Annotated in this window: 13 protein-coding genes; 10 read left to right on the top strand and 3 right to left on the bottom strand. The window is 40.3% G+C overall.

Going from position 1 to position 22,581, the window contains the following annotated elements; translation table 11 throughout:
• Positions 1 to 28: 28 nt before the first annotated feature.
• Positions 29 to 1,417, bottom strand: a complete 1,389-nt coding sequence (lpdA, locus tag ACHFIZ_RS11595; protein WP_410885968.1) for a dihydrolipoyl dehydrogenase — start codon at positions 1,415 to 1,417, stop codon at positions 29 to 31.
• 328 nt (positions 1,418 to 1,745) lie between these two features.
• Between lpdA and ACHFIZ_RS11590 the strand changes: the two genes are divergently transcribed.
• From ACHFIZ_RS11590 to ACHFIZ_RS11545, 10 genes are all read left to right on the top strand, one after another.
• Positions 1,746 to 4,922, top strand: coding sequence for a carboxypeptidase regulatory-like domain-containing protein (locus ACHFIZ_RS11590; protein WP_410885966.1), 3,177 nt, complete (start codon positions 1,746 to 1,748; stop codon positions 4,920 to 4,922).
• 92 nt (positions 4,923 to 5,014) lie between these two features.
• Positions 5,015 to 5,860 (top strand): ThuA domain-containing protein, encoded by an 846-nt coding sequence (locus tag ACHFIZ_RS11585; protein WP_410885964.1) that lies wholly within the window; start codon positions 5,015 to 5,017, stop codon positions 5,858 to 5,860.
• A gap of 18 nt (positions 5,861 to 5,878) precedes the next feature.
• Positions 5,879 to 8,080 (top strand): GH92 family glycosyl hydrolase, encoded by a 2,202-nt coding sequence (locus ACHFIZ_RS11580; RefSeq protein WP_410885962.1) that lies wholly within the window; start codon positions 5,879 to 5,881, stop codon positions 8,078 to 8,080.
• A 95-nt stretch (positions 8,081 to 8,175) separates the two neighbouring features.
• A complete protein-coding gene (locus tag ACHFIZ_RS11575; protein ID WP_410885960.1) occupies positions 8,176 to 10,389 on the top strand; it encodes a c-type cytochrome in 2,214 nt (737 codons plus the stop codon).
• A 48-nt stretch (positions 10,390 to 10,437) separates the two neighbouring features.
• Positions 10,438 to 11,706 (top strand): MFS transporter, encoded by a 1,269-nt coding sequence (locus ACHFIZ_RS11570; RefSeq protein WP_410885958.1) that lies wholly within the window; start codon positions 10,438 to 10,440, stop codon positions 11,704 to 11,706.
• 18 nt (positions 11,707 to 11,724) lie between these two features.
• Positions 11,725 to 13,203, top strand: a complete 1,479-nt coding sequence (locus ACHFIZ_RS11565; RefSeq protein ID WP_410885956.1) for a xylulokinase — start codon at positions 11,725 to 11,727, stop codon at positions 13,201 to 13,203.
• A 33-nt stretch (positions 13,204 to 13,236) separates the two neighbouring features.
• Positions 13,237 to 14,565, top strand: a complete 1,329-nt coding sequence (gene xylA, locus ACHFIZ_RS11560) for a xylose isomerase (RefSeq protein WP_410885954.1) — start codon at positions 13,237 to 13,239, stop codon at positions 14,563 to 14,565.
• An 8-nt stretch (positions 14,566 to 14,573) separates the two neighbouring features.
• Complete coding sequence (locus ACHFIZ_RS11555) at positions 14,574 to 17,027, top strand: glycosyl hydrolase family 95 catalytic domain-containing protein (RefSeq protein WP_410885952.1); 2,454 nt, start codon at positions 14,574 to 14,576, stop codon at positions 17,025 to 17,027.
• 34 nt (positions 17,028 to 17,061) lie between these two features.
• Positions 17,062 to 18,306, top strand: coding sequence for an L-fucose:H+ symporter permease (gene fucP, locus ACHFIZ_RS11550; protein ID WP_410885950.1), 1,245 nt, complete (start codon positions 17,062 to 17,064; stop codon positions 18,304 to 18,306).
• Positions 18,307 to 18,343: 37 nt separating this feature from the next.
• Positions 18,344 to 19,042: an SGNH/GDSL hydrolase family protein gene (locus tag ACHFIZ_RS11545; RefSeq protein ID WP_410885948.1), complete on the top strand. Its 699-nt coding sequence runs from the start codon at positions 18,344 to 18,346 to the stop codon at positions 19,040 to 19,042.
• A 5-nt stretch (positions 19,043 to 19,047) separates the two neighbouring features.
• Here ACHFIZ_RS11545 and ACHFIZ_RS11540 read toward each other — a convergent pair whose 3' ends face one another.
• Both ACHFIZ_RS11540 and ACHFIZ_RS11535 read right to left on the bottom strand, forming a co-directional pair.
• Entirely contained in the window at positions 19,048 to 20,232 is a 1,185-nt protein-coding gene (locus tag ACHFIZ_RS11540) for an AIR synthase related protein (protein WP_410885947.1), read from the bottom strand.
• A 128-nt stretch (positions 20,233 to 20,360) separates the two neighbouring features.
• Positions 20,361 to 22,544, bottom strand: coding sequence for a glutamine synthetase III (locus ACHFIZ_RS11535; protein WP_410885945.1), 2,184 nt, complete (start codon positions 22,542 to 22,544; stop codon positions 20,361 to 20,363).
• Positions 22,545 to 22,581 lie beyond the last annotated feature (37 nt).

Genomic DNA, 22,581 nt, shown 5'->3' with positions numbered 1-22,581 from the left:
CGGCCTTATATTATATGTTTAACAATAATTATAAATGGATTACCTCTCCATATGCATCGGCGGCAGCCTCCATAATTGCTTCGCTCATGGTAGGGTGTGGGTGTATAGATTTGATGATCTCATGACCTGTAGTCTCTAACTTGCGTGCGACAACTATCTCTGCAATCATTTCTGTAACATTGTTGCCGATCATGTGCGCGCCTAATAATTCACCGTATTTTGCATCGAAGATTAACTTCACAAAACCATCTTTTGCACCTGAAGCACTGGCTTTACCAGATGCGGAAAAAGGGAACTTTCCAATTTTTAACTCATAGCCGGCAGCTTTAGCCGCTTTTTCAGTATATCCTACAGAAGCAATCTCAGGACTGCAGTACGTACATCCAGGGATGTTGTTGTAGTCTAAAGGCTCTGGTTTATGTCCTGCGATTTTTTCTACGCATATAATTCCTTCTGCTGAAGCTACGTGAGCCAGTGACTGTCCGCTCACGATATCACCGATAGCATAATAACCCCTTACGGAAGTATTGTAGAATTCATCAACTACTACCTTGCCTTTTTCAGTTTTGATTCCAGTTTCTTCAAGACCAATGTTTTCAATATTAGAAACGACTCCTGCGGCAGAAAGCACGATGTCACATTCTAAAGTTTGCATGCCTGAAGCAGTTTTTACCTGAACCTTACATCCAGTGCCGCTGGTATCAATAGATTCCACACTTGATGAAACCATTACATCGATTCCAACCTTTTTGAAGCTGCGAAGTAATTGTTTAGATACGTCCTCGTCTTCTACCGGAACTACTGTATCCATAAACTCTACGATAGTAACCTTAGTGCCCATTGTTGCATAAAAATAGGCAAACTCTACACCTATAGCTCCAGAGCCTATAACCACTATCGATTTTGGTTGCTCTGGCAGAACCATTGCTTGTCTGTATCCTATAACTTTCTTACCGTCCTGTTTGAGGTTTGGCAACTCTCTCGATCTGCCACCTGTTGCAACGATAATATTGGTTGCTGTATATTCTTTTGAAGCACCATCAGCATCTTTAACTTCCACTTTATTTCCAGGCTTTACCTTACCTGTACCCATGATCACCTCAATCTTGTTCTTTTTCATCAAAAATTGAACACCCTTGCTCATGCCATCCGCAATACCACGACTACGCTTAATTACGGCCGCGAAATCAGCTTCAGCACCGGCGACTTTGATTCCGTAATCTGATGCGTGGTTGATGTATTCGAAAACCTGGGCACTTTTTAATAAAGCTTTAGTAGGTATACAGCCCCAGTTCAGACAGATGCCACCTAAAGATTCGCGTTCAATAATAGCAGTTTTTAAGCCGAGTTGAGAAGCCCTGATAGCGGCTACGTATCCACCCGGACCGCTACCTAATACAATTAAATCGTAGTTCATATCTTTAAATAAAGGAATTTTAACTTTAGTAAAAGCCAAAATTAGGAAAAATGTTCATTATTAGTATGGATAAGTTCTTTGCGGCTCGTCATATTTAAAGATTGATATAAACATAATATGGAAGTATTTCGCTTTTTAACCGAGCGATTTGAAGGAGAATGGAGAGATGTCATAGACACTTGGCATTTAAATGTTTACAATGTGTGCATAATGTTGAAAAATAGACTGTTTCTTAATAATAAATTAACATTGAAATAAAATAACGTGTCAATTAATATTTACCTTTGTGCCACTTTACTAATTTTTATTTAAAACAAACAAAACAAGTATGATTAAATCTTTACTAACTAAGATTGTAGTGCCGTTATTCATTTTTGTAGGTTCAATCGCGGCAGTAAATGCTCAGGTTACCACGTCAACGTTAACGGGAACTATAAAAGACGCCAAAGGCGCGTTACCTGGTGCAGGAATCAAGGCAACCCATACGCCTACAGGAACTGTTTACAGTTTCACTACAAACGCAGAAGGTCGTTTTAACATTACCAATATGCGTGTTGGTGGACCGTACACAATTGAATTGTCATATGTTGGTTATCAGGCAGAAAAAGTGACAGATATATTCTTGAAGCTGGGTGAGCCTTATGTTTTAAATGTTGTTCTAACCGATAACAGCAGTCAATTGACTGAAGTTGTGGTGAACGCAAAAAGGGATGGTACATTCAGCAGTAAGAAAACTGGAGCTTCGACCAATATTTCTAAAGAGCAATTACAAAATCTTCCATCGCTATCCCGATCATTGCAAGATTTTACTCGTTTGACTCCACAAGCAAATGGGAACAATTTTGGCGGTATTAACAACCGTTTCAATGGGTTAACTATAGATGGTGCTGTTAATAACGATGCATTCGGTTTAGGGAGTACAGGTGCGCCAGGTGGTCAGGCTGCTACCAATCCAATATCTTTGGATGCAATCCAGGAAATTCAGGTTGTTTTGGCACCATTTGATGTGACCAATGCCAACGCAGTAGGTGGTGGTATAAATGCGGTAACCCGTTCAGGTACAAACAAAGTTGAAGGATCTGCGTACGTTTTTAATAGGAACGAGAACATTACTGGTAAGAGTATCGAAGGATTAAATGCAAAAGCTTTACCTTTTCACAATACCACATATGGTTTTAGATTGGGAGCTCCAATCATTAAAAATAAGTTGTTCTTTTTTGTTAATGCAGAAAGACAAAATATCGTACAGCCGACTATCAATAATGCTGGAGATAACAATGCTATATCTTTAGATGAAGTTCAGAGAATTGCAAAAGTAGCCTCTGATCGCTATGGTTATAATGTTGGTGGTACAGGTCCGTTTGATACTGAAACACAAAACACAAAAATATTTGCTCGTTTAGATTGGAACATTAATTCGAAAAACCAATTGACTATTCGTCACAACTATATCAAAGCATATGATGATAAGCTAACCAGAAATACCAATGCATTCAGCTTTACAAGTAACCTTTACCGTTTCAATGACGTTCAGAACAATTCCGTTCTAGAATTAAGAAGTGCTATTACTCCGAATATTTCAAATAATTTAATTGTAGGTTATTCAAGAATTAGAGATGACCGCTCTGCGGAAGGAACATTGTTTCCGCAAATCAGAATTGGTGGTTTAACAGGTAATCGTACAGCTACTTTTGGCTCAGAAGCTGCTTCAACAGCAAATGAGTTAGATCAGGATATATTTGAATTTACGGATAACGTTAAAATATTTGCCAATAAACATACGTTTACCTTTGGTACTCATAATGAATTTTACAAAATCCGTAACCTGTTTATCAATAACCTTGCAGGAGCTTACACTTGGGGTAGTCTAGATAAATTTGAGACAAATACTAAACCTCAAGCAAATACATCAACATCCAAAATTCCTGGTGATTTAAGGCCGGCAGCGAGGTTCTCTGCTGCTCAATTAGGATTCTATTTCCAAGATGAAATTGATGCTTTCCCTGGCTTCAAATTGATTGCAGGATTAAAAGCAGACGTTCCTTTAATCTTTGATAAACCGTTAACTAATCCGAAAGTAAGTACTTCGTTCCCTGGATATAGAACGGATCAAGTTCCAAGTGGACAGATCCTAATCTCTCCCCGCTTGAGTTTTAACTGGGATTTAACAGGAGATCGTTCTATCCAACTAAGAGGTGGTTCGGGTATATTATCTAGTCGCGCACCTTTTGTGTGGATTTCAAACCAGTTTAGTAACACTGGTCTATTAACCTCTGCAGTGAATGCTGCGGAAGGTACAGGAACTTTTATTCCTGACGTTAACAACCAAACTGCTGCAGGTGGTGTTCCTTTTACAACTTCAGAAATCAACTTGATCTCTCAAAATTTCAAATTACCCCAGGTTTTCAGAAGTAATTTGGCTGTAGATTTCAAACTTCCAGGCGGTGTTCAAGCTACTTTGGAAGCATTGTATACGCAGACCATCAACAATATCAATTATAGAAACTTAAACATCAAGCAGTCGGTAGCTTCAATAAACCCTGCGCTTACAGGTGGCGCCGATAAACGTCCGTTGTATACTAACACCAGCGTTGCGGGTAGAGTTAACGGTACAGATTTTACCAACGTTTACTTGATCGAAAACACGAGACAAGGTTCTGCCTACAGCTTGACTGCACAATTGCAAAAATCCTTTAATATGGGACTGTTTGTTTCTGGTGCTTACACTTATGGTGAGGCAGAAGATACGAATTCTGGATTTAGCAGTACAGCTAGTTCCGGCTTCGGTGGTGTATTCATTTCTGGTAATCCAGCCAATCCTCCTTTGACTTATTCAAACTATGATTTGCGTCATAGGGTAATTGGATCATTGAACTATGCAGTTAGATATGGCAAAAACAAAGCTTCTGCAACTACGCTATCATTATTCTATGTAGGTAAATCGGGTAGTCCATTCTCCTATTATTATAACGGAGACTTAAACGGTGATAACTCTCAATCATCTGGAAATACAGGTAACGATTTGATTTATATACCAAGAAGTTCATCGGAAATTAAGTTAGTAACTATTCCAGCAGTAACAACGGGCAATACTCCTTCACCTGCTATATCTCCTGCAGATCAATGGACTGCGTTAGATAAATATATCAATAATGATCCTTATTTGAGTTCAAGAAGAGGCCAGTATGCCCGAAGAAATGCAGCGAGAATGCCTTGGGAACATCAATTTGATGCTCGTATTATGCAAGATCTTGGTGTGCTTTTCAAGGGTTCGAAAAACACACTTCAATTGTCTTTCGACATCATCAATGTTGGTAATTTATTGAACAAAGATTGGGGAAGACAGTATAGTATCTTCAACAGTGCTTATGCATTGATTAATTACTCTACAGCTAATGGTGGAGGTTATACTTTCAGAGCACCGGCTACAGGTGTCGCTTATGGTGAATCTCCATTTGCATCTAGATGGCAAGGTCAAGTTGGATTACGTTACAATTTCAACTAGTACTCAAAAACAATATTTTTAAAGGGTGGCCATTTTCGGCCACCCTTTTTTTGTGATCATATTTTTGTATCTTCATAGTAAGCCAAACCCAAATGAAGCAACAATTTCTACTTCTATTATCTAAGAGTTTTCTTTTTCTGTGCCTACTGTTATCCTCAGATGCCTCAGCTCAAAGTATAAAACCCAAATTTAAGGTGATTGCCTTCTATACGGGCAAGAACGATCAGGCACACATAAGCTACGTCCATGAAGCTAACAAATGGTTTCCGAAGATGGGCTTAAAATATGATTTCAATTATGATTCAACCAGCAACTGGAATAATTTAAATGCAACGTTTTTATTGAAATATCAGGTGGTTCTCTTTCTTGACACCAGGCCAGAAAAACCTGCTCAGCGCAAAGCATTTGAGGAGTACATGAATAAAGGTGGGGCATGGATGGGATTTCACTTTGCAGCTTTCGCTCTTACATCTTCATCCTATCCCCAAAATTGGAATTGGTACCATCAGACTTTTCTAGGGTCAGGAGAGTATGCAAGCAACACTTGGCGCCCAACATCAGCTGTGTTAAAGGTTGAAGATTTAAAGCATCCAGTAACTAGTAAACTAGCAAACACGTTTAAGTCAGCGCCCAATGAATGGTATCGCTGGGAGAAAGATTTAAGGAAAAATGCAGACATCAAGATTTTATTGTCCATCGACAGCACTAGTTTTCCTTTAGGTACTGGTCCAAAGCAATACGAGATTTGGCATACCGGTTATTATCCCGTTGCCTGGACTAATAAAAAATACAAAATGATATATGTGAACATGGGACATAATGATATGGACTATGAAGACCCACCTTATAACAAAGAGCTATCTCACACATTTGACAATGAGGAACAAAGCAAATTTATCCTCTCCAGTTTGTTGTGGTTGGGGCAGTCAAAAAAATAATTTTATTACTTTTATAATATGATCAAATTTTCTAAAAGCTATCAAGCCATGTTAGTTGTTTTTATGGCTTGCTCAACTTCGACTTCCGCATTTGCACAACTGCAGTTCCCTGGGGAGGGAAATCTTAAATATGTCGATCCAAGGATAGGTAATGTAGGTGCAATTCTAGAACCAACCAGACCAACAATACAACTTCCTAACCAGGTCATCAGAATGACGCCGCAAAGGGCGGATTATATCGATGATCAGATCAGTAACTTTCCTTTAACGGTTGTCTCTCACCGTAACGGGCAGGTGTTCTCGGTTAAACCAGCTTTATCCGCCACCGATAAAAAACGTATGACTTATGACCATGATCTGGAAGTTAACAGGCCTTGGTACTATTCGACTTATTTAGTTGACAATGACATTAAAGTCGAATTTACGCCCGGCAAGAAAGTAGGAATTTTTAAGTTTAGTTTCCCTGAAAAAGGCGGAAAAGCTTTAATATTCGATCGCTATAACGGCGGAGCAAGTGAATATAAATTTGCTTCAGATAAAGAGCTAACTGGTATGGAAACATGGGACGGAGTTAAGATTTACCTATATGGCGTATTCAACGCTAGTTCTAGCTCAGAAAAAGACGGCAATAGGCTTCTTGTGACTTTCTACACTAAAGCTCCTAAAATCATTGAGTTTAGATACGCCTTATCTTTCATCAGTGCTGATCAGGCGAAGAAGAACTACGCTAATGAATTGAAGTCAGCGACTTTTGATCAACAGACCAAGTTGGGTGAAGCTGCCTGGTCGAAGGTGATCAATCAAATTCAGTCGACTGGCGGTACTGAAGCGCAAAAGCGTTCATTTTATACTGCGCTCTACCGTTGTTATGAACGCATGGTTGATATCACTGAGGATGGTCAATACTACAGTGGTTACGACAAAAAGATTCATACTACAAACCGTCCTTTCTTTGTGGATGACTGGGTTTGGGACACCTATTTAGCACAACACCCATTAAGGACAATTCTTAATCCTGCCATGGAAGGTGATATGTTAAATTCCTATGTTGACATGTACAAACAGAGCGGATGGGTACCTACATTCCCTCTTCTGTATGGTGATAATCCATGTATGAATGGTTTTCACTCTACCATAACCTTTCTTGATGGCTACCGTAAAGGCATTAGGAATTATGACGTTATGGCCGCTTACGAAGGCATGTACAAAAATGCGACTCAAGCAACAATGCTTCCATGGAAAAACGGTCCGAAAACTGATCTGGAAGATTTCTACTACGATAAAGGGTATTTTCCTGCGTTAAAGCCAGGAGAGAAAGAAACCAACACTACCGTTCATGACTTTGAAAAACGGCAGGCTGTCGCCATTACTTTAGGTCACAGTTATGACGATTGGGCATTGGGACAGATGGCAAAAGAGCTGAACAAACCAGCAGACTTTGCAAAATTCTCTGCAAGAGCAGATTATTATAAAAATCTTTGGGATCCAAAAACACAAATGTTCCTTCCTAAAGATAAAGATGGTAACTGGATTGATATTGATCCAAAGTTTGCTGGTGGTATGGGTGGCCGTGACTTCTATGATGAAAACAATGGATGGACGTACCTATGGCAGGTACAGCACGATGTAAAAGGTTTAATAAACCTTTTTGGCGGTGTACCGAGTTTTGAAGCTAAACTTGATCAATTGTTTCGTGAGCCCCTTGGTAGAAGTAAATATGAACTTTGGGCAAAATTTCCTGACTTTACCGGTATCAACGGGCAATTTTCTATGGGTAATGAGCCAAGTTTCCATATTCCTTACCTTTTCAATTTTACTTCTTCCCCATGGAAAACACAAAAGAAAATACGCTTCTTGTTAGATACCTGGTATAAAGACAACGTTTTCGGGATTCCAGGCGATGAAGATGGTGGCGGTATGTCTGCCTTTGTGGTATTTTCGTCTATGGGTTTCTATCCAGTAACTCCTGGGACGCCTGTATATACAATCGGTAGTCCGGTATTTGAGAAAGTAGCCATTGACCTGGCAAACGGCAAACAATTCCAAATGATTGCGAACAAATGCTCTGTAATAAACAAGTACATTCAAAGTGCGAAGTTGAACGGAAAAGTTTTAGATACACCTTGGTTTACGCATGAGCAGTTGGTGTCTGGTGGTAAACTGGAGTTGGAAATGGGACCACTTCCCAACAAAATGTGGGGGGCTAAAATAGCTGAATAGATTGCTATTATTGTTTAGTATACATGTATCTGATTCTTTAGATATATGTATACCTTCATATTAACTGAATATGAACCAATAACACCAATTGATTAATGAAAAGGAAGTTCCTAATCTGTATTATCGGGGTGTCTATGCTGGTATATACCTGCAAAGTAGCACAAAAGTCATTACCTCGCGATGCAAATGGTAAAGTCATTGTAAACCTCAACCCATCACATGCATATTTATCTCCTGAAGAGAGTCTTAAAACCATACATCTTCCTAAAGGGTACCATTTAGAGCTTGTTGCAAGTGAACCCATGATCCATGAACCCGTGGCAATTGCCTGGGACGGGAACGGTCGACTGTTCGTGGCTGAGATGAATACCTACATGCAGGATGCAAATGGTACAGGTGAGTCTAATCGGATATGTACAATCAAGCGCCTGGAGGACACAAATGGAGACGGAAAAATGGATAAATCTGTAGTTTTTCTAGATAGCCTTCTTTTACCAAGGATGATTTTGGCACTCGATGACAGACTTTTGGTAGCAGAAACTTATGACAACAGCATCTACAGTTATCGCGATACTAATGGCGATGGCATTGCTGATGAGAAGAAGAAAGTATTTAGCAATGAAAAAGAAAATTACAGCAACTTAGAACACCAAAGAAGCGGCCTCGTATGGAACCTGGACAATAAGATCTATGTTACTGTAGAAAATGTACGCTATAGGTATGAAAACGGATTACTTACCCCTGAGTACCTTCATGAAGGTCCCGGCGGACAATGGGGCCTTGCAAACGACAACTTCGGTAGGCTTTATTTCTCTGCAGCAGGAGGGGAGGCACCAGCCCTAAATTTTCAGCAGAATCCATATTTCGGAAGTCTGGATTTTGGCGATCAATATGATAATGAATTTCAAGCTGTTTGGCCAATCATTTCTACTCCAGATGTGCAGGGAGGATTTAAAAGGTTACGTCCGGATAGTACTTTAAATCATTTTACAGCATGTACCGGTCAATCAATTTTCAGAGGTAACTCATTACCTTCAGATCTAAGTGGCGACCTTTTAATTTGTGAGCCAGTAGGCCGCTTAATCAGACGAGCAAAAGTGATCAATAAAAGTGGGAAGATCACACTGAAGAATGCTTATGAAAAGGAAGAGTTCATTGCCTCGACAGACATGAACTTCAGGCCTGTAAACACGGCAACCGGCCCAGATGGCTGTCTTTATATTGTAGATATGTACAGAGGAATTATTCAGGAAAGTGCATGGACCAAACCTGGAAGTTACCTTCGCCCGGAAATTGTAAAAAGAGGATTAGATAAAAACACGAGTCGCGGGCGTATTTACCGCTTGGTTCATGACGGGATCAAACCAGATAAAACTTTACCTAGAATGCTAAGTGTGCCAAGTGCCCAATTGGTTCCTTACCTGGCACATGCAAATGGTTGGTGGAGAGATAATGCGCAGAAAATCATTGTTGTTAGGGGAGACAAGACTTTAGTTCCAGCTTTGACAACTATGGCCTTAACCTCAAGTTCATCTCTTGGAAGAATCCATTCGTTATGGACCCTTGATGGTCTTAATGCAATGGACAGGGAGACTTTGCTTAAAGCTTTAAAAGATAAAGATCCGGAAGTTCGGAGAACTGCGGTATGGATTGCTGAAAAGGATGTACGAAACGGTGATGCGAATTTAATAAATGCTCTTGAACCATTAAAATATGACCAAAGTGCAGACGTGCGTTATCAACTTGCTCTCACTTTGCGGTTCAATGATTCTGAAAAATCAGGAAGCATCAAAGCAGATTTGGTCGCGAACCATGCAGAAGATGTGGCTATGGCTGCTTCTCAAAAGAAGTTTCAAAACCAGATGAATGAGCGTTTGGCAAGGGAGCAGCAAAATAAAAAGCTCGAAGAAGCGGATCAAAAACTAGTATTAGAGGGTGCTATCATCTTCAAGCAGTTATGTGCAACCTGTCATGGAGCCGATGGAAAGGGAGTGATCAGTGGGGGTAAAGGCCTTCCAGCACCCGTTCTTTCCGGTGCTAAAGATGTAAACGGGGATCCCGAAAAATTGATCAAAATCTTGCTACATGGCCTTTCAGGACCTGTAGATGGTAAGTCATACACCGATATAATGCCCGCCTTAGGATTCAATAGCGATGTGTATATTGCTTCTGTACTCAGCTACATTAGAAGCAATATGGGAAATAAAGCTTCATTAGTAAAAACTACTGATGTTAAAATGGTGAGGGAAGCAACTTCTGGAAGAAGAGAGTCATGGACGATCGCAGAGCTTGATGCTTTGAAAAAATAATCGGATATTTAAAATTATTACTACCCCTGTAACCACGTAACCAAATATATGCTTAACATTCAAACTTCTAAATTATTCTGGGCAAGCTGTCTCGCTCTATTAGTAACCTCACTTTCATTCGGTATCCGTGCGGGTATGATGAACCAGTTGGGGATTGATTTCCAACTCAATGCTACGCAATTAGGTACCATTACCGCGACGGCTTTCTGGGGCTTTCCATTGGCGATCGTTGTTGGCGGGTTCATTGTCGACATTATCGGAATGAAACGTCTGCTGGTGATGGCCTTCATTTTTCATCTAGCAGGTATCGCTTTAACTATTTTCGCACAAGGATACTGGACTTTGTTTTTCTCCACCCTATTAATTGGGATCGCTAACGGAACGGTTGAAGCGGCATGTAATCCATTGGTTGCCACTTTATATCCAGAAAACAAAACCACACGACTAAATTATTTCCACCTTTGGTTCCCTGGAGGAATCGTTATCGGAACATTATTGGTAACCCTCTTTGTACATTTGGGAATAGGATGGCAGGTACAAGTTGCCATGATGCTAATCCCAACTTTGATCTATGGTTACCTGTTTTCTAAATTAGAGTTCCCGGTTACCGAACGTGTATCATCAGGTTATTCAAGTTCTGATATGTATAAAGCAGTGCTGTCTCCATTATTTATCTTTATGTTTATCTGCATGTTCGGTACCGCCATTACGGAGCTGTTCACCGGTCAATGGATAGGGTTATTGCTTAAAAACGTCACCGATAATGCGATTTTGCTTTTGACGTTAACTACCGGCATCATGGTAATCGGTCGTGCCTTCGCGAAACCTATAGTAAAACAACTGTCTCCACAGGGTGTATTGCTTATGTCTGCAATTTTAGCGGCGACAGGATTATACATGTTGAGTACTTTCAACGGAAACTCCATCTTTTTTGCAGCGGTGGTTTTCGGTATTGGTGTATGTTACTTCTGGCCAACAATGATTGGTTTTGTTGCAGAGAACATTCCAAAATCGGGTGCACTGGGCTTAAATCTAATCGGTGGAGCCGGGATGTTTGCAGTATCGATTTATACAATATTTATGGGTAGTTTCTATGACGGATTAATTATTAACCGTTTACCAAAAGGAGCTGTTTTAGATACTTACGTGAAAGCTCCTGAGGGCTCCATCGAGGCAGGTGCTTTGGGTGCAGCAAAAAATCTAGCCGGTCCGGAGGTTTTACAGGTAACCTTAATTATTCCTATTGTTTTAATCATCGCCTTTACTGGATTAGTGCTTTATATGAGATCACGAAAAGCTAAATTAGCAATAGCCTAAACATTTAAATTTATATACATGCTGCTACTAGGAATTGATGTAGGTACATCATCCATTAAAGTTTCCGTTGTTGATGCCGCGAATTGCAGCATTCTTGCAACAGCCCAATATCCCGATACAGAATCAGAAATCCTTACCTTAAAACATGGCTGGGCAGAGCAAAGTCCAGATATGTGGTGGGAACACGTCCAAAAGGCCGTCGCAAGGTGTAACGTAAATAATAATTATAATCCAAAAGATATCGCTGCGATAGGTATTGCTTATCAAATGCATGGGCTTGTCATTATTGACGAAGATGGAAACAGTTTGAGAAATAGCATCATCTGGTGCGATAGTCGCGCTGTTGAAACTGGTGATGCTGCATTGGCAGCTATTGGTACGGAACATGCGCTGGAGCATTTGTTGAATTCTCCTGGAAACTTTACGGCCTCTAAGCTTGCTTGGGTCAAAGCCAATGAGCCTGAAGTGTATGCTAAGATTGCAAAAGTTATGCTACCTGGTGATTACATTGCGTTTAAGCTTACAGGCGAAGTTACAACTAGTATTTCTGCATTATCTGAAGGGATCTTTTGGGATTTTAAGGAGAACGAGCTTTCAAAAGATGTTATGAATCATTATGGTTTTGATGAGCGGGTAATACCAACTATTAATCCTGTATTCTCGACTCACGGACATCTTTCTAATCCTGTGGCTACCTTGCTCGGACTGAAAGCAGGAATTCCCGTGTCGTATAAGTCCGGCGATCAGCCCAATAATGCACTATCTTTGAATGTAACAGAACCCGGCGAAGTTGCTGCCACCGCAGGAACGTCTGGAGTGATTTACGGAGTAACTGACAAGCTATTTTGCGATCCGCAATCACGTGTAAATACCTTTGCACATGTGAACCACAGCATTGAAAAGCAACGTCTTGGCGTTTTGCTTTGTATCAATGGGACAGGGAGTATGAACAGGTGGACTAAGACACTTGCTGGTTCTGATTTAAGTTATCCTCAAATGAATCAAGCTGCGGCAGTAGTCCCGCCCGGCAGTGAAGGCTTGAGCGTATTGCCTTTTGGTAATGGGGCAGAGCGAATGCTAAATAATAGAATCGCTGGAGCCCACTTACGCAACATAGATCTTAATTTGCATACCAGTGGGCATATCTTCAGGGCTGTTCAAGAGGGTATTGCATTCTCCTTTAGATACGGTTTAGATATCTTAAGAGAGAACGGCATGCAGCCATCTATAATAAGAGCTGGATTGTCAAACCTGTTTTTGAGTGAAGTTTTCACGCAGTCCTTTGTAGACATTACCGGAGTGCCTGTAGAACTTCATGAAAGCGATGGAAGTTATGGAGCAGCCATCGGCGCCGGCATTGGCGCAGGGATTTATGCCTCCGCAGGTGATGCCTTTAGTTATAAGAAACCGTTAAAGACGGTTGAGCCGTCATCCGTGTCCTTGGAAGATTATTATCAAGACTGGAAAAAACTTCTGGTTGTCCAGTTAGCAAATTAATATAAATAAATAACACCAATAAATCATTGTAATATGTCAGCACTTAATTCAGAGAACAAGTTTTTTAAAGGAATTCAGCAGGTAAAGTTTGAAGGACCTGAAAGCGATAACCCATTAGCCTTCCGATATTACGATCCTGAAAGGGTCATTGCAGGTAAAACATTAAAAGATCATTTGCGTTTCGCAGGTGCGTACTGGCATTCTTTCTGTGGCAATGGAGCAGATCCATTTGGTGCACCGACACATAATTTCGCCTGGGATGTAAAATCTGATCCCGTAGAGCGTGCTAAAGATAAAATGGACGCAGCATTTGAGTTCTTAACTAAAATGAGCCTTCCTTATTATTGTTTCCACGATCTAGATATGGTTGATTACGGAACTGATATTAAAGAAAACGACCGTAGGTTACAAACATTAGTGGATTATGCCAAAGAGAAGCAGGCGGCCACTGGAGTTAAACTATTATGGGGTACTGCCAATTTGTTTTCGAACCCTCGATATATGAATGGTGCGGCTACCAATCCGGATTTCCATGTACTTGCTCATGGTGCTGCACAAGTAAAAGCTGCTATTGATGCAACAATTGCACTTGGCGGTGAAAACTATGTATTCTGGGGCGGAAGAGAGGGTTATATGTCGCTATTGAACACCAATATGAAGCGTGAACAGGAGAATTTTGCAAAGTTTCTTCATGCATCTAAAGACTATGCGCGCAAAAATGGATTTAAAGGGACCTTCTTTATAGAGCCAAAGCCATGTGAGCCAACTAAACATCAATATGACTACGATGCTGCTACGGTTTTAGGATTTCTTCAGAAATATGATTTAATGGATGATTTCAAGCTTAACCTTGAAGTAAACCACGCAACACTGGCTGGCCATACCTTCCAACATGAGTTACAAGTTGCGGCGGATGCTGGTTTACTTGGTTCGATCGATGCAAACCGTGGCGATACTCAAAACGGATGGGATACTGATCAGTTTCCTAACAATATCAATGAACTTGTTGAATCTATGATGATCATTATAGAAGCCGGTGGATTGCAAGGTGGGGGTATCAATTTTGATGCTAAAATTCGAAGAAACTCTACTGACCCGGCTGATCTTTTCTATGCGCATGTTGGTGGTATGGATCTTTTTGCACGTGCATTAATCATCGCTCATGAAGTATTGGATAAATCTGAATACAAGAAAATCAGAACAGACAGATATGCTTCTTTTGATTCTGGAAAAGGTAAAGAATTTACAGATGGTAGCTTAACATTAGAGCAATTGCGCGAGTATGCAATTGAAAAAGGTGAACCAGCGAAAATTAGTGGTCGCCAGGAATATTTGGAGAACTTGATCAACAGATACATATAATATATTAAATGAAAAGGATCCTTTCCTTAATAGCCCTCTCTTTTTTTTTCTTAAACTGTTATTCCCAGTCCAAGTCTCCTCTCCATGGAGACTTGAAACTGTGGTATGATAAGCCGGCTGATAAGGTTTGGGAAGCCGCGTTACCAATCGGCAACGGCCGGATAGCGGCTATGGTGTTTGGAAACCCTGCTTCGGAACTAATTAAGCTCAACGAGGCAACGATCTGGTCTGGGGGACCAAATAGGAATGATAATCCAAAAGCGCTCGCTGCGCTCCCAGAAATAAGGAAATTGATTTTTGCCGGTGAATATGCCAAAGCAAGTGATTTGGCAGCACCCAATTTGGAGTCTCGAATCAATGGGATGAATTATCAATTACTTGGCAATCTTAAAATTGCTTTTCCTGGCCATGAAGCTTATAGTAGCTATTATCGTGATCTTGATCTGGATAGAGCTGTTGCGAAGACTAGCTATATTGTAAATGGGGTTACGTTTACCAGAGAAATCTTTGCCTCCCTTACTGATCAGGTAATCGCATTACGAATCACAGCAAGTAAGCCGGGACAATTGAACTTTTCAGTAGGAATGGAAAGTAATCAGAAGGTTGAGCTTGGTACTCGAAATGGAAATCAGTTGATTCTTAATGGGATTTCGGGAGATAAAGATGGTGTCAAAGGAGCAGTAAAGTTCAATTCAATTGTCCAGGTGAACACCGAGGGTGGAAAGATCAACGCTATTGGTAATGCTTTACAGATAGTTGGTGCCAATTCAGCTAACTTGCTTATTTCCATCGCTACAAACTTCAATAACTACAAAGATCTTACAGGGGATGAAAATAAGAGAGCAGCAGATTACCTGGCAAGGGTTGGGTCTAAAAGTTATGATATTTTAAAGAAGGATCATATTGCAGCTTATCAAAAGTTATTTCATCGAGTTAGTTTAGACCTTGGTACAAGTGCTGCCGCAAAAGAACCTACCGATGTTAGGATTGCGAACTTTGCAAAAGGTGGAGATCCTGCATTGGCAAATCTATACTTCCAATTCGGTAGGTATCTATTGATTTCATCTTCACAGCCAGGTGGACAACCGGCTAACCTTCAGGGAATATGGAATGACAAAATGAATCCGCCCTGGGGCAGTAAGTATACCATCAATATCAATACAGAGATGAATTACTGGCCCGCAGAATCAACAAATCTGACAGAAATGCACGAGCCACTGGTAAAAATGGTGCAAGAGCTTTCTGAAACAGGTAGGGAAACAGCAAAAGTAATGTATGGCTCGAATGGCTGGGTAACCCACCACAATACGGATTTATGGCGCATCACAGGTCACGTGGATGGCGTATATTCAGGCATGTGGCCAATGGGTGGTGCTTGGCTAAGCCGCCATCTTTGGGACAAATATCTGTACAGTGGTGATAAGAAATATCTAGCTTCTGTTTATGAGGACATAAAAGGCTCGGCGGAATTTTACAGTGATTTCCTTACGGAAGAACCAACACATAAATGGTTAGTGGTTGCCCCCTCAAACTCACCCGAAAACGCCCCGGCAGTTGCCAAAGGCAAATCCATTCAGGCTGGCACAACGATGGACAATCAGATCTTATTTGAACTATTTTCGAATGTGATACGTGCCTCAGAAATACTGGGTAAAGATAAGGAATTTGCGGAAAGGTTGAAGGACCTCAGAAAACGTCTTCCTCCAATGCAGATCGGTCAGCATAGCCAGCTTCAGGAATGGATGATTGATCTTGACAATCCGGGAGATAAACACAGGCATGTGTCTCATTTATTTGGTGTATTTCCTGCCGGAGAAATATCTCCATACCGCACGCCAGAGTTATTTGATGCTGCAAGGACTTCGTTATTATATAGAGGAGATGTATCTACAGGCTGGTCTATGGGCTGGAAAGTCAACTTATGGGCACGTTTCCTGGATGGAAACCATGCCTATAAATTACTCACCGATCAATTAAGTCCCGCTACAAATCGTTCAGAATCAGGTGGAACATATCCTAATCTGTTTGATGCGCATCCGCCATTCCAAATTGATGGTAACTTCGGCTGCACAGCCGGTATTGCTGAAATGCTCGTACAAAGTTATGATGGAAACATCCATTTGTTGCCTGCTTTACCAGATGTTTGGTTGAAGGGCAGCGTAATTGGTTTAAGAGCAAGGGGTGGTTTTGAAATTGTAAACCTCAGTTGGAATAATGGTAAGGTGATGAAAGTGGAAATCAAATCTACGTTAGGTGGCAAATGCAGGTTAAGGGTTCCTAGTCCGCTAAAAGGTAAGTTAAGGTTGGCACAAGGAGAGAACACGAACCCATTTTATCAGGTCAATAAAACGCCAAAGCCTTTAATATCAGACAAAGCGAAGCTAAATCCTACTGGTGTAAAAGTAACACTACTTTATGATTTTGATACAAAACCGGGACAAACGGTTATATTTACGATGTAGTTTTTTTAAACCAACCAAATATTTATAAATAAACATGAACGATTTAATCGCTAAGCCAGCTTTCACTGACAAAAAATTCCTTGTTACCATCATTTTCGTCACCTCCCTATTTATGTTTTGGGGGATTGCCATTACGATGGCGGACTCTTTAAATAAACATTTTCAGTCAGTATTAAGCCTTTCCAAAACACAATCTGCTTTTGTACAGTTTGCCATCTTTGGAGCTTATGGAGTAATGGGAATCCCTGCAGGGTTGTTTATGAAACGGTTTGGTTATAAAAGCGGCGTCTTACTAGGACTCTCACTTTTTGCCGTCGGTGCGTTTCTTTTCGTCCCTGCAGCAAATTTGTCATCTTTCACCTTTTTCGGACTAGCATTATTTATTCTTGGATGTGGTCTTTCCACGCTGGAAACAGTGGCCCATCCATTCGTTGCCGCTCTTGGTGACCAGAGAACAAGTGATCAGCGCATAAACTTCGCCCAAGCATTTAATGCAGTGGGCGCAATGTTAGGCCCGGCGATTGGTGCTCATTTTTTATTCGGAAAACATATTGAAGGTAGCACAGATCTAACCTCTGTTAAAATGCTTTATTTGGCCATAGGCGGAGTAATTGCAGTGATTGCAATTATATTCTCTTTTGTAAAAGTTCCGCCTACAACCGATCCACATGCAGTTTCAGTAGCTGATGCTGATGCAGTTAACGTAGATGTTGAGCCTGAAAGGAACCTGTTTAGTCACAGACATTTTAGATGGGCGGTAATTGCGCAGTTTTTTAACGTAGCCGCGCAGGCTGGTACCTGGGCTTTCTTTATAAATTATGGTCATGAGATCATGGGCTTCACCGAGTTAAAGGCTGGCAACTACATGGTTATTTTTATGGGAATGATGTTGGCAGGTCGTTTTATCGGCACTTTCTTAATGCGCATCATTGCACCCAATAGCTTACTTGCAGTCTTTGCGGTAGGAAGTATCATAAGCTGCATAATTGTTGCACAGAATCTAGGATGGACTTCATACACCGCCTTATTTGCTATTAATTTCTTTTTTAGCATCATGTTCCCAACGATTTTTAGTCTTGGACTCAAGAACCTTGGAAAACATACCCAGCAAGCCGCATCATTTATTTCGATGGGTGTAGTAGGAGGTGCTTTCTTCCCATTTGTAATGGGCTTTATAGCAGATAAACATGGAATAGGAGAAGCCTACTATGCACCGATCATTTGTTATATTGTCATTTTCTTATTTGCATCGAAATATTACAAAGTAAAACACCACTAATAACCAATTTATCAATACTTAATAAGAACACACACAAATGAAAATAATTATTAATAAATTGATACTAGGCGCCGTGCTATGCCTGAGCAGTCAACTTGTAAACGCTCAAGATTGGGCAAACTTGAAACGTTTTCAAGAAGAAAACGGAAAGCTCGTTGCACCTGCTCCTAATGAAAATCGCGTTGTCTTCATGGGTAATTCCATAACTGAAGGCTGGAAAAATACTTCCCCTGAATTCTTTAACGGCAGGCCATACATTAACAGGGGAATAAGCGGACAAACTACGCCACAAATGTTGATTCGTTTCCATCAGGATGTAGTAAACATCAAGCCTAAGGTTGTGGTGATGCTTTGCGGTATTAATGACATCGCTGGCAATACCGGTCCTTCTACCCTTGAAATGATCGAAGACAATATTGCTGCGATGGCTGAGATAGCTAGAGCCAATAAAATCAGTGTTGTGTTATCCTCAGTACTTCCTGCCTTTGACTTTCCATGGAAACCAGGAATGGAACCTGCTAATAAGGTTATTGCCTTAAATAAATGGATAAAAGAATATGCTGCAATACATAAACTGATCTATCTTGATTACTTTTCTGCCATGAAAGATGAAAGAAATGGTTTATCTAAGGAGCTTGCCAAGGATGGTATTCATCCAACTAAAGCAGGCTATGCAATTATGGAGCCCTTGGCAGAAAAGGCTATCGCACAAGCGCTAAAAAAGAAAATTAAATAAGAAACTTAATTATAAACGAACTCACCGTTTTCTGTTATAATGGTGACCTGTTTTTTGTCTGAAGCTTCAACCTTACCAATAATTTGTGCATCAATGTTGAAGCTTCTTGAGATCTCAATAATTGAATCAGCTAGCTCTGCTGGAATATAGAGTTCCATACGGTGACCCATATTGAATACTTTGTACATCTCTTTCCAATCGGTGCCAGACTGTTCCTGAATCAATTTAAAGAGCGGAGGTATAGGAAACAAGTTATCTTTTATGATATGGACATCATCATTTACAAAGTGAAGCACCTTTGTTTGCGCACCACCACTGCAATGAACAATACCATGTATTTCGGAGCGGAAACCTTCTAAAACTTTCTTTATCACAGGAGCATAAGTGCGGGTAGGAGACAATACAAGCTTACCAGCTGTTACTGTTGTTCCTTTTGCATCCACAACTACAGGATCTGTAAGTTTCTTACCACCGGAAAAAACCAAATCATAAGGAACCGCGGGATCAAAACTTTCAGGGAAAGCATCCGCCACTGATTTATCGAAAACATCATGTCGTGCAGAGGTCAACCCATTCGAACCCATACCGCCATTATATTCGCTTTCATAGCTGGCCTGTCCGCTTGATGACAAGCCTACAATCAAGTCACCAGCCTGAATTTTATCGTTACTAATGATCTTATCGCGTTCAATGCGACAAGTTACGGTAGAATCCACAATGATAGTTCTAACTAGATCACCTACATCAGCAGTTTCACCGCCTGTAGAGTAAATTGAAATTCCTTGTAAACGCAGTTCAGCAAGAATCTCTTCCGTACCGTTTATGATCGCAGCAATCACCTCTCCCGGAATCAGGTTCTTGTTTCTTCCAATTGTAGAGGATAAAAGGATGTTATCAATAGCGCCAACACAGATTAGATCATCAATGTTCATGATAATTGCGTCCTGAGCAATGCCTCTCCATACAGAGATGTCGCCAGTCTCTTTCCAGTAAACGTAAGCCAAAGAAGACTTAGTACCAGCTCCGTCAGCATGCATAATATTACAGAATGCATCATCACCACCTAATATATCAGGAATGATTTTACAAAAAGCCTGAGGAAAAATACCCTTATCAATATTCTTAATAGCCTGGTGTACATCCTCTTTTGATGCAGAAACTCCGCGTTGGTTATACCTGTTATCACTCATGTGTTGCAAAGATAGGGAAACACCTGAATTCTACAATTCCGAGGGTGTTTTTGGAACAAAAAATAACCTCGGCCATGACAGCTGAGGTTATAAAAACTAAAAAATAGTTCAGTATTTAGGTGGTCGGTTTATTTCAAGAACAACAACTCTCTAAATTTGGGCAGAGGCCAAAGGCTATCGTCAACAATTTGCTCTAATTTATCTGTATGGTAGCGGATGGTGTCGAAGTAAGACTTGACTTCCAAATCGTAGCTGATTGCTTTATCACGGGTATCTTCAATGTGGTTGGTCACTTTACGTGCCTCTAACATGCTATCGATACTAGTTTTAACAATACCTAAATGCTCAGATATCTTTCCTATGATGGCTAAAGGAGTTTCTAAAGCCTCTTTGCTAAGTCCAAGTTCTTTCAATCCTTTGGCGTTTTCGATCAATGTATTTTGGTAAGCAATCGCAGCAGGGATGATCATGCTGTGTGTTACTTCACCCATTACTCTTGCTTCGATCTGAAGTTTTTTGTAATAATTCTCTAACAATATCTCATGGCGGGCATGAAGCTCACGTTTGCTGAAGATGTTAGTTTTGGTAAACAACTCAGTAGATTTCTCACTTACATAAGCATCTAAGGCTACTGGAGTAGTTTTGATGTTAGACAAGCCACGTTTTTCAGCTTCATCCGCCCATTCCTGGCTATAACCATTTCCTTCAAAACGGATATCTTTAGATTCTTTGATATATTTTTTGATCACTGTTAAAAGCGCAACATCTTTCTTCTCGCCTTTTTTAATCAGTTTATCAACGTCAACTTTAAATTTAACCAATTGATCAGCAACGATTGCATTTAAAACAGTCATTGGTGCAGATGAGTTCGCAGAAGAACCTACCGCTCTCAACTCAAATTTGTTACCAGTGAAGGCAAACGGAGAAGTACGGTTACGGTCAGTATTGTCTAACAAGATTTGTGGAATCTTAGGAATACCTAACCACAATGCATTGTCTTCTTTCACTTTTTTGCTGATGCGTGAGTGCTCGATCTCATCCAACACTTCGTTCAATTGCTGACCGAGGAAGATAGAGATAATTGCAGGTGGAGCTTCGTTAGCACCTAAACGGTGATCGTTGCTTACAGAAGCAATAGAAGCTCTCAATAAATCAGCATGCTCATGAACAGCTTTTACAGTATTCACAAAGAATGCTAAGAACATTAAGTTGTTTTTAGGCGTTTTACCTGGAGCCAAAAGGTTTTTACCAGTATCAGTAATTAATGACCAGTTGTTGTGCTTTCCTGATCCGTTAATTCCAGCATATGGTTTTTCGTGTAATAACACTTTGAATTTATGTCTTAAAGCAACTTTCTCCATCAAATCCATTAACAATTGGTTATGATCGATAGCTAAGTTGATTTCTTCGTAAATAGGAGCACACTCAAATTGCATAGGAGCAACTTCATTGTGTCTTGTTTTCAAAGGGATACCTAATTTTAAAGCTTCATTTTCAAAGTCAACCATATAACTAAAAACACGCTCAGGAATAGATCCGAAATAGTGATCTTCCAATTGTTGACCTTTAGCAGACATGTGTCCAAATAGCGTACGTCCAGTCATTACTAAATCTGGACGAGCGTTATATAAAGCAAGATCCACAAGGAAGTATTCTTGCTCAATACCTAAAGAGGCATTTACTTTAGTAATACTTTTATCGAAATACTGACAAACATCAACAGCAGCTTTATCCATAGCATTTAACGCTTTCAATAAAGGAGCTTTGTAATCTAATGCTTCACCAGTGTAAGAAACAAAAACTGTAGGAATACAAAGTGTTTTACCAGCTGCGCTTTCCATTATGAATGCCGGAGAAGAAGGATCCCATGCAGTATAACCACGTGCCTCGAAAGTATTACGGATGCCACCATTAGGGAAACTTGAAGCATCTGGCTCTTGCTGAACTAAAGCGCTTCCTGCAAATATTTCAATCGGACCATCGCTGCTAGGTTCAAAAAATGAATCATGTTTCTCAGCAGTAGTACCCGTTAACGGTTGGAACCAGTGCGTGTAGTGCGTTGCACCTTTTCCCATAGCCCAGCTTTTGATCGCAGTTGCGATGTGATTAGCATCTTCCTGGTTGATCAATTCACCGTTGTCGATGGCTGAAACAAGTTTATTGTAAACCTCTTTTGATAAGAAATCTTTCATTTTTTTCTTATCAAAAACATTAGCGCCAAAAAAATCTGAGATTTTAGTCGATGGCGACTTAACCTCAGGTGAAATCCTTGATTGCGCTTCTTTTAATGCAATTGTCCTTAAGCTTTTCATTTATTTGTTTGAATATTTATTGAAAATAAAGTTTTTG

The sequence above is a fragment of the Pedobacter sp. JCM 36344 genome (assembly GCF_046546555.1).
Taxonomy (GTDB): domain Bacteria; phylum Bacteroidota; class Bacteroidia; order Sphingobacteriales; family Sphingobacteriaceae; genus Pedobacter.
This window is presented reverse-complemented; position numbering and strand designations above follow the sequence as displayed.